13 protein-coding genes are annotated in these 17,465 nt (G+C 70.4%); 3 read left to right on the top strand and 10 right to left on the bottom strand.

Translation table 11 applies throughout. From position 1 onward, the window contains the following. Window positions 1-4 precede the first annotated feature (4 nt). The 3 genes from K8625_RS34170 to mxcH all read left to right on the top strand — a co-directional run bounded on the left by K8625_RS34170 (window position 5) and on the right by mxcH (window position 5,035). Window positions 5-1,447: a cytochrome P450 gene (locus tag K8625_RS34170; RefSeq protein ID WP_223751519.1), complete on the top strand. Its 1,443-nt coding sequence runs from the start codon at window positions 5-7 to the stop codon at window positions 1,445-1,447. Then, window positions 1,444-2,289 (top strand): fatty acid desaturase, encoded by an 846-nt coding sequence (locus K8625_RS34165; protein ID WP_223751518.1) that lies wholly within the window; start codon window positions 1,444-1,446, stop codon window positions 2,287-2,289. Before K8625_RS34170 ends, K8625_RS34165 begins: the two co-directional genes overlap by 4 nt. 229 nt (window positions 2,290-2,518) lie before the next feature. After that, window positions 2,519-5,035 carry a TonB-dependent siderophore myxochelin receptor MxcH gene (mxcH, locus tag K8625_RS34160; RefSeq protein WP_223785040.1) on the top strand — a complete coding sequence of 839 codons (2,517 nt, stop codon included), beginning with the start codon at window positions 2,519-2,521 and terminating at the stop codon, window positions 5,033-5,035. Window positions 5,036-5,088: 53 nt separating this feature from the next. On the opposite strand, the gene K8625_RS34155 is transcribed toward mxcH, so the two are convergent. From K8625_RS34155 to K8625_RS34110, 10 genes are all read right to left on the bottom strand, one after another. Continuing rightward, window positions 5,089-6,318 carry an MxcI gene (locus tag K8625_RS34155; RefSeq protein ID WP_223751516.1) on the bottom strand — a complete coding sequence of 410 codons (1,230 nt, stop codon included), beginning with the start codon at window positions 6,316-6,318 and terminating at the stop codon, window positions 5,089-5,091. A 36-nt stretch (window positions 6,319-6,354) separates the two neighbouring features. Next, entirely contained in the window at window positions 6,355-7,905 is a 1,551-nt protein-coding gene (locus K8625_RS34150; RefSeq protein ID WP_223785039.1) for a PepSY-associated TM helix domain-containing protein, read from the bottom strand. Then, complete coding sequence (locus tag K8625_RS34145; protein WP_223751514.1) at window positions 7,902-8,159, bottom strand: hypothetical protein; 258 nt, start codon at window positions 8,157-8,159, stop codon at window positions 7,902-7,904. The genes K8625_RS34150 and K8625_RS34145 overlap by 4 nt, the downstream gene beginning before the upstream one ends. A gap of 2 nt (window positions 8,160-8,161) precedes the next feature. Continuing rightward, window positions 8,162-8,458 (bottom strand): DUF3325 family protein, encoded by a 297-nt coding sequence (locus tag K8625_RS34140; RefSeq protein ID WP_141326279.1) that lies wholly within the window; start codon window positions 8,456-8,458, stop codon window positions 8,162-8,164. A 413-nt stretch (window positions 8,459-8,871) separates the two neighbouring features. After that, window positions 8,872-10,158: a hypothetical protein gene (locus K8625_RS34135; protein ID WP_223751513.1), complete on the bottom strand. Its 1,287-nt coding sequence runs from the start codon at window positions 10,156-10,158 to the stop codon at window positions 8,872-8,874. Between the two features lie 95 nt (window positions 10,159-10,253). Beyond that, the gene (locus K8625_RS34130) at window positions 10,254-12,344 is read right to left on the bottom strand and encodes an FUSC family protein (RefSeq protein WP_223785038.1); all 2,091 of its coding nucleotides are present in this window, start codon (window positions 12,342-12,344) and stop codon (window positions 10,254-10,256) included. A 156-nt stretch (window positions 12,345-12,500) separates the two neighbouring features. Next, window positions 12,501-13,181 carry a leucine-rich repeat domain-containing protein gene (locus K8625_RS34125; RefSeq protein ID WP_223785037.1) on the bottom strand — a complete coding sequence of 227 codons (681 nt, stop codon included), beginning with the start codon at window positions 13,179-13,181 and terminating at the stop codon, window positions 12,501-12,503. Between the two features lie 48 nt (window positions 13,182-13,229). Continuing rightward, complete coding sequence (locus K8625_RS34120) at window positions 13,230-13,802, bottom strand: hypothetical protein (protein WP_141332636.1); 573 nt, start codon at window positions 13,800-13,802, stop codon at window positions 13,230-13,232. A gap of 90 nt (window positions 13,803-13,892) precedes the next feature. Beyond that, window positions 13,893-15,707, bottom strand: coding sequence for a hypothetical protein (locus K8625_RS34115; protein ID WP_223785036.1), 1,815 nt, complete (start codon window positions 15,705-15,707; stop codon window positions 13,893-13,895). Window positions 15,708-15,803: 96 nt separating this feature from the next. Beyond that, complete coding sequence (locus K8625_RS34110) at window positions 15,804-17,345, bottom strand: ELWxxDGT repeat protein (RefSeq protein WP_223785035.1); 1,542 nt, start codon at window positions 17,343-17,345, stop codon at window positions 15,804-15,806. Window positions 17,346-17,465: the final 120 nt, after the last annotated feature.

Here is a 17,465-nt window from a genome sequence, read left to right as displayed (position 1 = left end):
GCGCGTGCCCAACCTGCTCTCCCGAGGTCTCTTCAACCTGTTCTTCGGCGGCCGCCGCGCGCCCCTGGCGAGCCTGCCCGGGCCGACGCCGGGCCTGCTGGGCAACCTGGGTGACTTCCTGGGCACCCAGCCCTGGGAGGTCTGCGCCCGCTATGCGCGCGAGTACGGCCCCGTCACCGTGGCGTGGTTGGGGCCGTCCCCCGCGCTCATCCTCAACGACGCGGATGTCATCCACGAGGTGATGGAGACGCGGCGGCTGGAGTTCGAGAAGGGCAACATCGGCGAGCAGATCCGCCACTCCACCACGGACGACACGCCCTTCATCGCCGAGCAGGGTGACGACTGGTCGCGCAAGCACGCCATGGACCCGCTGGCGCAGCCCTGGACGCCAGCGTGGCAGGCGGCCCAGGTGGAGCCGCTGCGCCGGGCGCTGCTCGAATCGGTGGAGGCCTGCTTCGCGCACCCGTCCGTCGACCTGACGCCCACGCTGCGCAAGATGACGTTCGACGCGTTCTGCGTGGCGACGGTGGGCGAGAAGCTGCCGGCGTCGTACTACGACGACTTCATGCTGCTGGCGGCGGGCGCGGACGCGCGCATCCAGGCGAAGCTGCCGCTGCGGTTCGTCTCGGCGCCCAAGGGCTTCGAGGCCGCCAAGGAGCGCTTCTACGGCGTGTTCGCCCGGAAGATCCACGAGGCCAGGCAGGCGCGCTCCTCCACCGCCGTGGATTTGATGTCGTGGACCCTGCGGGAGATGCCCCGACTCGACGACCAGGTGCACGCCCACCTGCTCGGCGGGTTCTTCTTCGGGGGTGTGTTCTCCTCGAGCACGACGCTCGTGGGTGCCTTCCATCAACTCAACAAGTACCCCGCCACCCTGGAACGGCTGGCGCTGGAGTCCGACGCGCTGGCCCAAGGCCCCTTGAGCCTGTCGCGGCTGGTGGCCGAGGCCCCGTGGGGCGAGGCCGTGGCGTACGAGGCCCTGCGCATCCTGCCCGCGGTGCGCGTCTTCATGCGCCGCTCGCCGCTGACGCCCTCGCGGCTGGCGGGCGTCACGCTGCCGCCGGGCACCACGCTCATGGTGTCCAACCAGCACCTGCACCGCGACCCGAGCCACTGGGCGAGCCCGGAGACGTTCGACCCGGAGCGCTGGCTCCACGGGGGCGCGGCGAGAGACCCGCTCGGCAGCGGGCACTTCTTCCCCTTCGGCCGGGGCCCCCGGGCCTGCGTGGCCGGGGACTTCGCCATGGTGTACCTGCGCACGGCACTGGCCACCTTGAGCGCCCGCGCGCGCATCCACGTCGATTCGACGGAGCCCTTCGAGGAGGGTTTCTTCTTCGGCGTGGTGCGTCCCCAGGGCGTCACGGGCAGAATCATCCCGCGAGAGCGGTCCACCCTTCACCCCGCTTCCCTGGAAGCCCCCCTCCCCCCGGCAGTGGAATCCGCATGACCTTGTTCCGACATCCCCGAGACCGCATCCCCGTCCTGTTGTTCACCCTGATGTTCGCCCTGGACCTGACGGTCTTCTTCACGGCGACGAGCTGGTGGTTGCCCATCCTCTGGCTCGGCCTCGGAGTCATCCCCAAAGGGTGGATCAGCGCCTGGAACCACCACCACCAGCACGTGACGATGTTCCGTCACGCGCTGCCCAACCGGCTGTTGGAGATCATGTTCGGTTTCCAGACGGGCGTGACGTCCCACGCGTGGTTCCTGCACCACGTGGTGGGCCACCACCGCAACTACCTGGACCAGACCAAGGACGAGGCCGGGTGGAAGCGCGCCGACGGCACCACCATGGGTGAGGTGGAGTTCTCCGTCCTCAACTGGCTCATGGCGTATCCGCGCGCGTACCGCGTGGGCCTGTCCCATCCGAAGGCGCTGCGCGTGTTCCTGGGCATGGGCGCGCTGCAGGTGGCGCTGCTGGGCGTGCTGTTCTGGCACAACTGGTACAACGCCCTCTTCGTGTTCCTGCTGCCGATGGCGGTGTCGCTCTACGTCACCGTCTGGGCCACCTACTTCCACCACGTGGGGCTGGACGTCACGGAGCACTCGCAGGCCTCGTACAACATCCTCCACAAGGGCTACAACCTGATGACCGGCAACCTGGGCTACCACACCGCGCACCACACCAAGCACGGGCTGCACTGGTCCCAGCTGCCCGAGCTCCACGCGCAGCTGGCCAAGGACATCCCGGCCACGCTCTACCGTCAGCCGGGCATCCCGTTCGTGTGGAGCGGCACCGAGGCGAAGATCGACCCGGCGGAGTCGGAGCTGGGCGCCATCGCGCAGTGACGACGTGCCGGGCCTCGGGCGAGGCCCCGAGGCTCCCCGCCGTGCCCGCTCCCTGCACAGGGGGGCGGGCATCCCGCGCAACCGCCAGCATCGCGACGGCTTGCGGCTGCCGAGCCTGGGGCTTCTGCCTTCTCCGCCGCGCGCCTTGACCGCCCCACCCCATATCCCTGATACCGGCTCCGGCGCTCGTTGAGATTGCGTCGCAGAACCAACTAGTCCGGGATTGCGGATGTTCTTGCCGGTCACCCCTCTCGCGCTGTTGCTCTCGGTGGCCTCGCCGCCTCCGGCCTCGTCTGCCTCATCGGAACAGGCGCCCGCCAGCGCCGAGGCGACTCAGGAAGCACCGCCCACGGACGAGGTCCAGGTCCCCCGCCGCATCGACAGCGTGGTGGTGCCCTATCCCCAGGCGGAGCAGGCGGCGCGGCGCGAGGGGGAGGTGGTGCTGCGGCTGACGCTGGATGAGACCGGCGTCGTCACCGACTCGGAGGTCGTCCGCTCGGCGGGCCCCGCCTTCGACGAGGCCGTGCGCACCGCGAGCCTCTCCTTCCGCTTCGAGCCCGCGCGCGTGCGCGGCGAGCCCGTGGCCTGTCAGATCGAGCTGGTCCACACCTTCCAGCTCGACACGCCGCCGCCCGTCGCCACTCCGGAGACACCGACGGAGGCGCCCACCGCGCCCGCCGAGGCCACGGCCACCGCGCCCGAGGAGAAGAAGCTGGAGACCACCGTGTCCGGACGCTCGGACGCGGAGCGCCAGCGGCAATCCGCCGAGGCGGTGAAGGTCGTGAGCGTGCAGCGCGCGCGTGCCCGCTCGGTGGACATGGGCCAGGTGCTGGCCGCGCAGGAGGGCGTCGAGGTGCGCCGCACGGGCGGGCTGGGCAGCTCCGCCTCCTTCACGCTCAACGGCCTCACCGACGACCAGGTCCGCTTCTTCCTCGACGGCGTGCCGCTGGACCTGTCTGGCTATCCGTTCGGCATCGCCAACGTCCCCGTCAACCTGGTGGACTCCATCCAGCTCTACCGGGGCGTCGTCCCCATCCGCTACGGCGCGGACGCGCTGGGCGGCGCGGTGAACCTCACCTCCACGCCGCTGGAGCCCGGCGCGCACGGCGCGGTGTCACTCCAGGGCGGCGCCTTCGGGACGCTCCGGCTCACGCTGGGCGGCGGCTACAAGCCCGCGCCGACGGGCTTCTACGCCCGCGCGCACTTCTTCGCCGATACGACGAAGAACAACTACGCCATCGACGTCGAGGCCGCGGATGACCGGGGCAACCTCCGCCCCGTCACCGTCAAGCGCTTCCACGACGGCTACGAAGCGCTCGGCGGCGGCGTCGAGGTGGGCTTCACCGAGCTGTCCTGGGCGGACCGCGTCGTCCTGCGCGCCTTCGGCTCCCGCAACGACAAGCAGCTGCAACACAACCTGGTGATGGCCGCGCCGTACGGTGAAGCCACGTACGACGCCGACTCCCTGGGCGCGCAGCTGCTCTACGCGAAGACGCTCTCGCCCACGGTGCGCCTGGACGCGCTGGCCGGCTACGCGTGGCAGGCCACCCGCCTGGTCGACATCGCCGAGTGGAGCTACGACTGGTTCGGCAACCGCGTCTTCCCGCGCGAGCTGCCCGGCGAGATTGGCGGCGGCGCCATCGACCAGACCGTCTGGCAGCAGACCGCCTATGGCCGCGTCAACGTGGGCTGGGACGTGGCGGCGTCACACACGCTGCGGCTCGCGCTCGCGCCCACCGTCACGACGCGCACGGGCGAGGAGCGCCGCCGGGCCAGCCCCAGCGACCCGGACAGCCTGGCGCCCCGGCGCACCCAGCTCACCTTCGTCACCGGGCTCGAGTACCAGGTCGACCTGCTCGACGACGCGCTGGAGGTCATCGTCTTCGGCAAGGACTACCTCTACCAGGGGCGCGCCCGGCAGCCCCTGGCCGTGGGCGGCTGGTTGGACAAGGACAAGGGCCTCCACCACCTGGGCGGCGGCGCGTCGATGCGCCTGCGCCTGGGCACCCCGCTCTACCTCAAGGCGAGCTACGAGCGCGCCACCCGGCTGCCGCGCGCGGACGAGGTCTTCGGCAATGGCGTGCTCGTGCTGGAGAACCTGGACCTGGAGCCCGAGCACAGCCACAACCTCAACCTGAGCCTGTCCACCGTGCCGCTGCGCACGCGCGCGGGCAGCTTCCGGGGCGAGGTCAACGGCTTCGCGCGCTTCGCCGACAACCTCATCCTGCTCACGGGGAGGGACCGCGACTGGAGCTACCAGAACGTGTACGGCGCCCGCATCCTCGGCGTCGAGCTGTCCGCGGGGTGGACGTCACCGGGCGGCCTGTTCAGCGTGGACGCCAACGCCACCGCGCAGGACCCGCGCAACGCGTCCAGCGAGGGGACGTTCGGCGACTTCGACGGCCGGCGCCTGCCGAACAGGCCCTGGCTCTTCGCCAACGCCACGGCCCGCCTGTCGCTGCGCGGACTGGCGCTCGCGGAGGACGAGCTGTCGCCCTTCTGGAGCACGCGCTACGTGCACGGCTTCTTCCGCAACTGGGAGGGCCTGGGGCTGGAGTCCACGAAGGACGACCTGGACGCGCAGTTCGTCCAGGCGGCGGGCGTGGGCTACCGCGTGCGCCGGGGCAAGCTCACCGTGGGGCTCACGGCGGAGCTGGAGAACCTCACCGACGCGAAGGTGTTCGACTACTACGGCGTCGAGCGGCCCGGCCGCGCGGGCTGGCTCAAGGGCACGCTCGAGTACTGACGGAAGTCACCCTCGCGCCCGCATGCCCCCGGGCGCGAGGAGGAAGCGACGCCTCAGCGCACCTGGAGGAACTGGTAGGCCCAGCCCTGCACCTCGAAGCGCTTCACCGGGGTGCCGCTGACGCCCAGCTCCCACACGGCCGTGCGGGCGTAGTCGGCGGTGGGCAGCAGCAGGAAGGTGCGGCCCTCGAGGGTGAAGGCGTAGTAGCCGCCCGCGATGAAGCCCAGCTCGTCGATGGGCGTCGCGGTGTTGCTCGCCAGGTTCACGCGCCAGAGCTTCCAGTGCAGGCCGCCGGTGATGACCCCGGGCGCCGTCGTCGGGGTGATGTCCACGTTCTCATGGTGGAAGACGGCGACCACGCCCACGTCGTTGCCCAGGTAGCGGAACGCCGCCGTCTGACGGCCGCCCACCAGCGAGGACAGCGAGCGCGTCCACGCGGCGTCGAGCTCCGTTTCGCCCGCCTTGATGCGCACCACGCACGTATCGGGCGCGCCGTCCTTGAGCAGGGGCGCCGCGCTGCTGAACACCCAGTTGCTGAAGTAGAGGTTGCCGGCCTCGTCCTGCGTCGCCACGTCGAGCCCCGGGCAGGGCGCGTCCAGCAGCTTCACCAGGCTGTCGTTCGCCTTCGAGTAGACGGCGATTTGAGACGTGGGCAGGAAGTCGAAGTAGTTGCCGTCGGTCCAGTAGAACGCCTGGAACACGTCGTTGCCGCGCGTGACGCGGGCGCGGTCGAAGCCGGTCTTCACCACCAGGCCCTCGCGCTCGCGCACCAGGCCCGGCGCGTCGGCGGTGCCGGAGATCTGCATCGTCGTGGGGTTCCACACCACGCGGCGCGACTCCTCCAGCGACATGTACGCGCGCGTCGAGTCCACGAACTGGTTCAGGTACAGCGGCGCCGAGGCGGTGAAGCCGTAGTTGGCGAAGCTGATGCGGCCCGCGGCCACCAGCGAGCCGTCATCGCCGACGGTGAAGCGGGAGATCTCCGGCTTCTCGCCGTCGCCCACGAAGAGCTGGCCCTCGACGGCGCCGATGGTGGCGTAGCCGGAGTGTTCGCTGGCCTTGGTGAGGTCCAGGCTGGTGATGTCCAGCGAGTCGAAGAGGCTCACGTACGTCACGGCGCCGTTCGTCTGGGAGACGGTCGTGGCCAGGCTGTAGGCGGGCTTCTCCGTGGGCGTCGGGTCCGGCGGCGTCTTGTCGTCGTCGTCACCGCAGCCCACCAGGGCGGAGGAGAGCAGCAGCGAGGTGGCGGCCGAGGCCGTGGCGAAACGGCGGAACGTACTCATGGGGACAACTCCGTCTTCGGGGGGGAGGGGTGAAGCTCAGGTCGGCACGGGGGCGGGGGCCTCCGGTTCGACCGGTGCGGTGGAAGGAAGGACCGGGGGCCGCTGGAGGCGGCGGATGACGCCCGCGGCGCCCACGAGCACCAGGACCAGGGCGAACAGGCCCAGCTCCGTCGCCAGCAGGTGCGCGGAGCCGGAGGCGAAGGGCAGCCGCCCGGTCCGCGCCGCGTCGAGGAGGGGGACGAGGAACAGCAGCACGCTCGCGCCCCAGAGCAGCCGGCGCGCGTGCCTCGCGGGCGAGGCGTCCAGCCAGGCACTGGCGATGGACAGGGCCCACGTGGCCAGGAAGACGGTGTGCTCCCAGAAGGGCCGCTCGGGCAGCTCCGCGGGCAGCAGCTGGTTGGCCACGAAGACGCCGCCCACCGCGAGCGCGAGCCCCGCGCAGAAGCCCGAGGTGAGCTTCGCGAGCGCGGTGTCGAAGCGGCCCTGCCCCTTCGCGCGCCGGCGCTCCAGCCACAAGAGGTTGCCCGCGAGGATGCCGAACGCGGAGACGAAGGCCAGCAGCGCGTAGAGCACCTTGGCGGGGAAGCGGGCCCAGGTGGCGAAGTGCAGGCCGTACAGGGGGTCCATCACCTGCGAGTACAGGGTCCCGCCCCCGGTCTCGCGCGCCCAGAGCAGCTCCCCCGTGCGGGCCACGCGCACGTGGGTGAAGGCGTGGAGCGTGCCCTCGCGCTCACCCGGCAGGTGGACGGTGCCGTTCTCGTCCCCCAGGTGGTCGAAGAAGAAATGGCTGTGCTCGGACTGGGGGAAGCGCTGCTTCGCCACGGCCAGCGCATGCGCCAGGTCCGGCGCGCCGGCATCGCGCCCCACGGCGGCGGGCGGCGTGGGCCAGTCCACGATGCGCTCACGCGCCTTCAGGTCGCCGTCCAGCGACGTCTTCACCACGGCGGGTTCGAACCAGTCGTCCAGCCAGAGGACGCCGCCGGTCACCGCGAAGACGAGCAGGAAGGGCGCGGTGATGACGCCAATCACCTTGTGCGCGTCCGACCAGATGACCCGCCGCGCGCCCTTGGGGCGGAACTGGACGAGCTCTCGCAGCATGCGGCCCAGTTGGAGCAGCAGCCCGGTGCCGATGAGCAGCACCAGCACCGCGGACGCGATGCCCGTCAGGTGCGCGCCGCCGGGGATGGGCTCCAGGAAGTGCATCGCGTTGAGGAACTCGCCCAGGTCGCTTCGCTCTCCGAGCTGACGCCCGGACACCGGGTCCACCCAGAGCGGCTTGATGGCCCCGTCCGGAGACATGCGCCACAGCCGCAGCCAGGGCTCCTCGGAGGTGGGCAGGGAGATGCCGAACCAGACGGGATGCGCCCGGGTCTCCGCCTCGGCCAGCTGCTGCGCCAGCTCCACGGCCCGCGCCTCCGTCACGGCCACGGGCGCGCGGAACGTGGGCTCCTGCCAGGGCGACAGCTCCTCCGCGAACAGGGCGAACGCGCCCAGGAAGAACGTCACGAACAGCACCAGCGACGACAGCACGCCCGCCCAGGCGTGCGCGTCCCAGAGAATCTCGTAGGCCCGGGGCGACAGCTTCACGTGAGCACCAACACGAGCGACGACAGGGCGCAGACCAGCGCGCAGCCGCCCCATGCGCGCGCGCCGCTCCGGGAGAGCAACGCCAGACACACGCCGGTGGCCACCGCGGGCAGGACGACGAGCAGCGCGAGCAACAACCGGACATCCTCCGCCACGGGCAGCACCGCCGGCAGCGCCAGGCTCGCCAGCACGGCGGCGGCGGGGGCCGCGGTGACGGCGGCGGAGATTCGCGCGGCTCCGTGCTGGTGCGCCATCCTCAGGCGCCTCCCAGCCACAGGCCCGCGAGCCCCAGCGCGCACACCGGCCAGACGAAGCGCGTCGCCCGGGGCCACAGCGGCACCGCCAGCGCCAGCACCGGCGCCACCAGCATGGCCAGCACCACCGCGCACGTCAGCCCCACGCCCCACCCCTGCGCCCTCACCGCGAACGCCACGGACGCCGCCACGCACAGCGCGCCCAGCGCCCTCGCTCGGTGGCGATGGAGTCCGTCCGGAAGCGCGACGCCACGGAGCACGGCGAGGCCCAGCACCATCAGCAGGGTCGATGTCGCCATGTCCTCCTCGGGGGCACGCGGAAACTTGAGAATGATTCGCAGTTGCGAATCGCGCGCAGTTCAACTGCACCCGGGAAGGGATGTCAAGGCGCGTCGGGGAGCCGTCCTGGAGGGTCTCCGTCTATGCCTGGAACACGGGTTTCCGGCGCTGGGATTGGACGCCGGACGCCTGGAATCCAGGGGTCATCCGGAGCAGAGGAGCAGGCTCGGCCGCGCGCATCCGGCCACGCGTCTTGCGCCAACCCGGAGCGTTGCTGGAGCGTCCCCCTGCGAGAAGACGCGTCGCCCCCGGCACAGCCCGTGACGACGAGGACGATGCCGAGGAGCCAGAGGCCAGGACGCATTCCACACCGCCACGCCTTCCAGGGTGGAAGGCACGTGGCGGGAATGCTGTCACTGGCGTCTGACGCGCCTCAGGGCGCGTTGAAGAGGCTCGGGTCGCTCTGGCGGGAGCGGAACAGGTCGACGATGTAGTTCATGCGCTGGTCGAACTTCGACCAGTCATTGGCCGACGAGCCCCTCAGCGAGTTGGGCGTCTTGTCGTACTGGCCCAGCAGCCGGTTGAGGTCGCCGCTCTCAATCGTGCGCAGGTGCTCGGGGAAGGCGCCCTGGTTGCCCGGCGTGATGTCATCCCCCAGGCTGAGCGAGCCATTGGGCAGGCCAATCTTCATCATGTGCTCGGTCGCGAACTGGCGGAACTGGCCGGCCAGCGCGTCCACCACGCTGTCGATGGCCTTGTCCACCAGGCCCGTCGCCTCCGCGCCCTTGTAGGCGAGGTTGCCGGGGAACGGCAGCGCGTTGCCGAACCCATCCACGATGCCCTCGGCGATGGGGCGGAAGGTCTCCTTGAGCGGCGCGTTGAGCGCGCGGTCCACCTCGCCCTGGATGAGCGACTGCTCGTGCACGCCCACGCGGTTGTTGGCGGCCAGCATCAGCTCCGCCTTCTTGTTCGGGTCGCTCTCGAACATCGCCTTGGCGTAGTCGGCGAAGGCCGCCTTGAGGTTCTCCTTCCCGGGCGGGAAGGCCGCCAGGTACTTCTCCACCTTCGCCGCGTCGTACTTCGTGTCGCCCTTGAAGGTCTCCGTGAAGCGCTGGAACTCCGGGGCGATGTCCTGGAACAGCTTCTTGTTGCCGTCCGCGATGGCGTCACTGACGCGGTTGAGCGCGTCCCGGATGGGGACCTTCAGCCCCTCCACCAGCAGCGGCGCCACGGGGCTGAGCACCGACAGCGCGCCCGCCGTCAGGCCACTGGCCCAGGCGTTGCTGTTCTTGAGCTGGTCCATGAAGACCTTGGGCAGGTCCTCCTGCCGGATGCTCACCCCGGCCTGCTTGGATGCCCAGACACCGAAGGTGGCCCAGTTGGCGTTCTCCTTGCCGAGCAGCCCCGCCATGTCATTGGACAGCTGGAAGTAGCCCTCCGTGATGGCCTGGTTGCGCGCCACCGGGTCCGTCATGTTGGAGATGGCCTCGATGTCCAGCCGGCCGCCCTTGGGCGGCGTCGCGGGGCTCTCCGCCAACGTCCGCTGCGGGTTGAGCTCCAGCCGAGGCTTCGCGCCCGGCGCCTCGAACAGGGACTCGTCCCGCAGCACGCGGTTCGGCGCGGCCGGCTTCGCCTGGGCGGGCGTCTTCTCCGCCGGCGGCGGCTCCGGCGGACGGACGACGGGCTGGCGACGGCGGTTCAGTTCGTTGATGGGGCTCATGTCTGGATTATCGGAGGCCGCGAACCCGGGTTGCCACCGAACCGTCCCTCACGACCCACCGGAAACAATCACTGGCGGAAACCCCTTACGCGGAATCATCCGACAGTGAGCTTCTCCACCGCGCCATGGAGGATTTCCAACTGCCGAGGCACCCGCTCCACCAGCTTCCCCGACACCGGGTCATTCGCGATGCGTCGCAAGGGGAGCTCGGGCATCGGCGGCGGCGTCTGTCCCTTGCGCAGGGACTCCGCCAGCACATCCAGCGTGCCGCTCGCCCTGTGCGCGACCACGTCCAGCACCTCCGAGGAGGCAATCACGCCCTTCTGCTCCCCCAACGCCGTCACCGAGGCGGCCAGCCTGCGCGAGTACGTCAACAGCGCCATCGCGGGCTCCAGCCGGTGCGCGGGGCCCCGGTACTCGGCCATCAGCCGCTCGAACGAGGCCTCCGCGTCGAGCAGCGCCAGGCCCAAATCCCTCCGCGCCGCGCTCACCCGGGGCTCGCGTCCATCGCGGCTCGCCGCCACCTGGCGGAAGTAGTTCCCATCCGCGAGCAGCACCGTCGCCGCCGCGTCCGGGAAGCGCCGCCGCTCCGGGTAGGGCCACAAGAGCCACACCCCCGCCAAGGCCAGCACACACGCCAGCAGCACCCCGAGCGCGCGGTTCTCCGCCACCGTCCAGTCCCCCGCGCTCAGCGTCGCGAGCAGGAGGAAGTCCGGGGTGAGCAGAATCTGGAAGGCGCCGAAGTTGAGGGGCAACAGCGACACGGAGGTGGCCGTCAGCACCCCAATCACCACGATGAGCACCAGCGGCGAGCCCACCTGCGTGGCAATCACCGCCGCGAGCGTCCCGCCCAATAGCGTGCCCGTGACGCGCTGGAGCGCGCGCTCCTCCGTGTTCGCCGAGTAGGGCTGCAGGATGCCGATGGTGGAGAGCACCACCCAGTACGCCTCGCCCAGCCCCAACGCGCGCGTGAGCATCAGCGCCACGGCGGCCACCGTCCCCGCGCGCAGCGCATGGCGCAGCACCACCGAGCGCGAGTGCAGGTTCGCGCGCAAGGGCTGCAGCAGCGGCCGTCGCTCGTCGGAGGGCAGCAGCGACCGGGCGTTCTCCAGCGACACCGGGTCCCCGCGCCGCATGGCCATGGCCGCCCGCTGCGCCGCCACACAGTGGCCCCGCAGGCGCGCGAGCAATTCCGTCACCGAGACGGGGACCACCCGCAGCCACGAATCGTGTCGCCCCAGCTCCTCGCTGTTGGTGGGGAACAGGGGCCAGTAGACGGCCGCCGCCTCCGGGGAGAGCGACACCTTGGCCACCCGCTCCGAGATGTCCGCGGACCAGTCACACACCCGCGCCACCTCCTCGCGCACCGGCCCCAGCCCGCGCTCGGGGCTCGCCACCTCCATCGCCTGCTCCAGGGCGAACAGCACGCCGAGCAGCTGCTCGCTCAGCTCCAACAGCACGAGCAGGTGCTCTCCGCGCAGCGTCTCGTCCGCGCGCCCCACCCGCGTGGTCGCCAGCGTCTGGCGCGCCTTCTCTATCTTCGCGCGCAGGGGCAGGTGCCGCGCCGTGGCCACCGCCCACGTGTCCGCCGAGGCGCCCTCACGCGACAGCGTCGCCAGGTCTCTCGCTCCCGCCGCCAGCGACAGGTACACGTCCGCGATGGCCCGGCGCGAGGGCCGGTACGGATGCACCGGCCACAGCACCAGCGACTGGAGCATCGCCCAGCCGCCGCCCAACAGCAGCGCGCCTCCGCGCGTCAGCGCCGCGTCCAGCTCCACAGCGTGCGCCCCCAGCGACGCCACGAAGATGACCGCGAGCTTCTCCCCCACCGAGCCCGCCGTGTCGCCGTAGCACCGCGCGAAGGTCATCACGAAGACGCCCACGAGAATCAGCGTGGCGTCCAGCCACAACCGCCCGCCCGCCAGCGCCGCCACGGTGCCCACCAGCGCGCCGAGCATCGCCACGGCCCCCATCACCCTCGCCCGCCCCTGGTACGCGCCGCCCGGGTTCGCCAGCGTCACCAGCAATCCCGTGAGCCCCGTCCATCCGGCGTCCTTGAGGCCCAGCAACGTGGCGAGCGAGTACGGAATCGTCACGGCCAGCGCCGCGCGAATCCCCAACGCCCAGGCGGGCCGGCCCGGCTGGAGACGAAAGAATCTCCGGAGGTGACGCCACAGACGGTGCATCCCCACGACCTCCCCAGTCAGCGGTGAATGTCCTCATGTGGCCATGACCCGCCGCGTCGGTAAGCGTCGCGGGCGCGCGGGGACGCTCGACAGGTGTCAGGCGCCCGGGATGCCCGCGGGCGACCTCATGCCTCCTCGCACGCCACCAGGGGCGCCTCAGTACCCCACGTGCAGGCGCCCTGGGGGCAGCGCGGCCTCCAGTCGACGCACCTCGGACTCGGGCGCCTTGTCCATGCCCAGCTTGAACTGCTGGAGGCGGGCGAGCGGCGACAGGTCCTCCGGCAGCTGCCCCAGCTCGCCTTGCAGGAACCCCGCGTGGGTGAGCCTGGGCATGCGGCCCAGGCCGTCGACGAGGGCGCGCAGCTTCTCCGGCGGCGTGCCGAAGAAGCGCCACCACCAGAGCTTCTTGAGCTTCGGCAGCCGGGTGAGCACCTCGGGGAAGGTCTCCAGCCCCTTCGCGTCGAGGTACAGCTCCTCCAGGGACTCCAGGCCGGCGAACGACTCCGGCAGGCGCGTGAGGTGCTTGCAGTAGCGCAGGCTGAGCTTTCTGAGGGCGGTCAGCTGGCCCAGCTCCTCGGGCAGGGACGTCACCGGCAGGTCCTCGAGGCTGAGCGAGCGCAGCGCCTTGAGCTCACCGATGCGCGGTGGCACGACGTCGATGGGGTTGAAGTCCAGCGTGAGCCCCTCGAGCGCGGTGAGGGAGAAGACCTCGTCGGGAATCACCTTCAGCTTCTTCTGCGCGAGCGAGAGCCTGGGCGCCTTCTCCCCGCGCGCCACCTTCTCCCGCACGGCCGCGAGCGCCTTCTCCACCGGCCCGAGCTTCGTGTCGGCCAGCACGGGCTGCCCCGCGCGCAACATCGCCCGCAGGCGATGACCGCGGTGTCTTCAGTCCGGCGAGGCGGTGAGTCGTGGGAGACTTCCCAGCTTGAAGAGCTGGAAGGCGGCGAGCACCCCCGCGAGCAGGACGGCGGCCCCGACGAGCGCATTGCCTCCCCCGAACAGCTGAAGCAGCCCCATGCCGAGGTCGATGACACACAGCACCCAGCCCACCGTGGCACTGCGAGACCTCGCGAACAGCAAGGTGAGGGCGATGATGGGCGACATCAGACACAGGCTGCCCAACAGCATCACGCCACGGGGCGCACCCAGCGCGAGGGACGTGCTGAACAGGGCCTCGAGGATGAGGATGGCGATGACGCCCACCTGCACCCGGGTCAGGTCTCGAAGGAGCGCCGTCCGGACAGCCTCTGGCGCCTTGTCGCGGGCAAGGCAGTCCGCGCAGTGCGTCCGCTCCACCACGAGCAAGTCCGGCAGACAGGCTTCGCAGAAGAACCCGCCGCAGCGAGGACAGGGCTGGGCATCCTCCACCTCGGGGTGCCGCGGGCAGCGAGGGCCATCCAGCGCCGGCAACGGCTCTTGGGGTGACTCCACGCGGTCTGTCGGAACAGTCTTCTCCATGCTCGACAGACAACAGCACCCGGGCGCGGAATGCCACGGACAAACAACCCCTGTCGAGAGGGAGTGTCCCGTTCGCGCATGCGGGCAAGGCTATTTGTGGCCCTTGCCCCTGCCCTTCTTCCCCTGCTGCTTCTTCGGCGCCTTGGCCTTGCCCTTCTTGGATTGGCTCTTCGCGGCAGGCTCGTCCTCGCCGGAATCCAGCTGCGCGCCCTCGTCCTCCACGGACCTGGAGCCCTCGACGAGCCTGGCCAGGAAGGCCCTCGCGGCCGCCGCGCCATCCACCGCGCCCTGGTCCTTTCCCGCGACTCCCGCGTCGGGCTCCTCGCCCATCGACGGCACAGAGACGGGCCTCGGCGCCTTGGGCGCCTCCGGATAATCGAATCGCTCCCAATCGCCTTCTTCGGACAGCGTGTCCTCGTAGGCCTGCGTCCACGCATGAGGGTAGGACTTCAGGAACTGGTCGATGTAGTCGATGCGCGCACGCGCGTCCCCGCGGCCCTCCGCCCGGGCCTGCGCCACATTCAGGTCCGAGCGCGCCTGCAGCTGCGTGAAGTGGTCCTGTGGCGACGGGATGTGCTCCGGCTCGGGCGCGGGCTCCTGGAATCCTGTCGCCTCCTCGACCAAGGCTTCATAGGCCTCCCGATAGTGGGGCGCATACAGGCGGCGGAACTCCTGGTCATACGCCTCGCGTGACGGAACGTCCTTCAACCTCGTCACGGCCTCCCGAGGGATTCCCGCCAGCACGATCTCCCGGTTGCGCAGGACGGTCTCGTTCGCGCGGTCGACCTCCCACCTCAAGGCACCCGGGACGTGGTCCTTCCCGAGCAGGCCCGCCAGCGCCCCCGCATCGAAGCCGCCTTCGGCGTAGTGGTGGAAAATCCACTCGGGGGGGACGCGGGCGAGGTCTATCGTCACTTCACCGAACCCGGAGAACCCCTTGCCCGCGTTGGACGTGATGGGCTTCTTCGTGGACCTGGCGGACAGCAACTTCCCCACCCCCTTGCGCGTCTGGAGGAAGGACAACAACTGCTCGTCGTCCTCGAAGGACTCCAGCTCGTCGTTGAAGTGGCTTTGGGCCCACTCCAGGTCCGTCTGCCGCTCCTTGTCGTCGTCCCCGGGTTGAGGCTTGCGAGAACGCTCCTTCGCCACTCCGGACTCCTTGAACGTGTAGCCCATCTGTCCCTGCACGCGCGCGTCAGGTCCGTCGTTGAGCGGCCGCAGCGCCTCACCCTCCTGATAGGCCTTGCGCTCCGGAGGCGTGATTCCACGGTAGGCCATGCGTCGCAGATAGGCGCCATGGACCCTCACGTAATCCTTCCCGCTCAGCCCCTCCAGGGTGTGCTTCTTGTAGACGGGTTGCGCGAGCCCCTCTTCTTCGACCTCCTCATAGGCGTCATCCCCCGTGAGCAGGCTCGCCACGGCGATGCCCCCATGAGAGATGAGCCCGTCCTCGCCGCGAGTGAAGCCCTCGCCGAGCGCGCCCATCAGCCCTTCGGAGGTCAGCTCCGCGGCCGCCAGCGCCTGGCTGTAGACGGTCTGCGCCCCGTGGTCGCCTTCGTGCCCGGTGAAGGCGGCCCGCGCCATCTGCTTCTGATTGCGGACCTGCTCCTTGTAGGCCGCATAGGCGGCGGTGAGCCTGACGAGCCCTTCCGAGCCGTCGGCGCCTTCCGCGGGACGAAGCCCGAACTTCGGCCCGCCCACCCGCTGGATGGGGGCGGACGCATCACGCCCCGACAGGCTCGCGGACAACTTTGCCTGCGCCACCACGCGCGGCGACTGGTTGAGCCGGGCCTCCATCCGTTGGAGCGCGGCCTCGCGGGAGGTCGGCGCCGCGGGGACAGGGGCGACTCGACCCTCTGTCTTTTCAGATGAGAGCACCGCGCGCCGCGACTCGAAGCTCTTCATGAGGCACTCCTCGCGTCAGGCCTTGGAGCGTAGCCACCGGCCCTGACGTGTCCCACGCCCCCAACCTGGCGCGAGGAGTGACTGCGTTCCGCGAGCCTACGGCTGGGATTGCGGCGCGAAGCACGCGTCGGTCAGCTGCGTGGACCAGAGCTGTCCCGCCTCGGTGTCGTCATACGCGCTGAAGTACACCCGCGAGCCCAGCCGGAAGTACTCACGAGGGTAGGACGAGGTCGAGAGGGCCGTGTTCGCGATGTCCCGCAGCTTGCGCGTGCCGGACGGCGTGCCGTTGCTCACCCACGGCTCGATGCCACCTCCGTCGGCCTCGTAGGCGCTGAAGAAGACCAGGTCGTCCGACACGGCATACACGGGCGAGGCGTACTCGTCCGAGAGGCTCAGCGGCCGGCGCAGCCGCACCGTTCCGCCCGCGGTGCCATCCGTCACCCAGAGCTGCGAGTCGCGCGGCGCGGGGCCATTGCTGCCGATGATGACGGAGAAGAACAGCTTCGAGCCTCCCGGGGGGATGCTGACGCTGTCGATGGAGGGGAACGCCTCGCCCAGCGAGGTGTAGTCATTGGGCAGGCTGACCATGGACGTCGGGGTGCCGCCCGCCAGAGGCACCTGGTAGAGGACCATGTACTGCGTCGTCAGGGACGTGGTGGTGACATAGACGGTCGACCCCAGCGCGCCCAGCAGGCGCACGTCCCGGGTGGCGCCGAAGGACGCCAGGCGCAGCGTGCCGCCCGACGTGCCGTCCGTCTTCCACAGCTCCTGGAGCCCCGAGTCCTGACGCAGGATGAAGAGCGTGAGCCCATCCTGGGTCCGCGCGTCCTTGATGAAGGCATTGGGCCCCGACGTGAGCCGCTTGACCTGGACGGTGCCCGCCGACGTGCCGTCCGTCTTCCAGAGGCTGGTGCCGCCGGACAAGTCCCGCACGAAGAAGCGCAGCGTGTTGTTCGACGCGCCAGACAGGTAGCTCACCTCCGCGTCGGCGCCGAAGTCACGCACGCGTGACGTGCCGCCGGCCGAGCCATCCGACGCCCACAGCTCGTAGCGCACGCGCGTGGAGCCCGACTCGTAGCGCTCCAGGAAGAACACCACCGAGCCGCTGCCGGTGGCCGTCATGTGCGTCGGATACGAGCTGGCCGTCCCCGGCGTCAGGTCCTCCACCATGCGGGTGCCGCCCGAGGTGCCGTCGCTCACCCACAGCTCCGTGCCGTGCACGACGTCCGCCGCCCGGAAGAACAGCAGGGACGAGGTGGGCGTGAGCCCCCCGAGCGGCGGCGTGAAGTTCCCCTCCGTCGCGGGGAGGCTCTTGATTTCAGTGGTCCCCGCCGCGGCGCCGTTGCTGCGCCACAGCGCCCGCTTCCCATCCTCGTAGTTCACCGCGAAGTGCAGCTGGCCCTTGAAGCGCACGAAGTCACTGGGGCTCGCCGCGTAGCGCGGAATCCCGATGTCCGAGGGCGGGAGGATGGTCTTCACACGCTGGGTGGAATCCTCCGTCGGCAGGCAATAGGAACCATCCAACCGCTCCTCTGCCTCCTCGGCGGGGGCGGGCACCTCCTCCCCGGGAAGCGCACCGCCACAACCCGCCCCCAACACCAGCAACGACGACACCATCCACCCACCGCGCCACGACATGCTGCCCCCTACTGAAGAGACTGGGAGGGAGGGTGTGTCGTGTCATTCCCCGTGCAAAGTGCCCCCAGGACCTACCCTGCTCGGCTGCCTGGACTGACAAGGCGTGTGGTGGGACATGTG

The organism is Myxococcus sp. AS-1-15 (genome assembly GCF_020037055.1).
In the GTDB taxonomy this organism is placed as follows: domain Bacteria; phylum Myxococcota; class Myxococcia; order Myxococcales; family Myxococcaceae; genus Myxococcus; species Myxococcus fulvus.
Note: the sequence above shows the minus strand (reverse complement) of the source record. Positions and strands in the feature narration are given on the sequence as shown.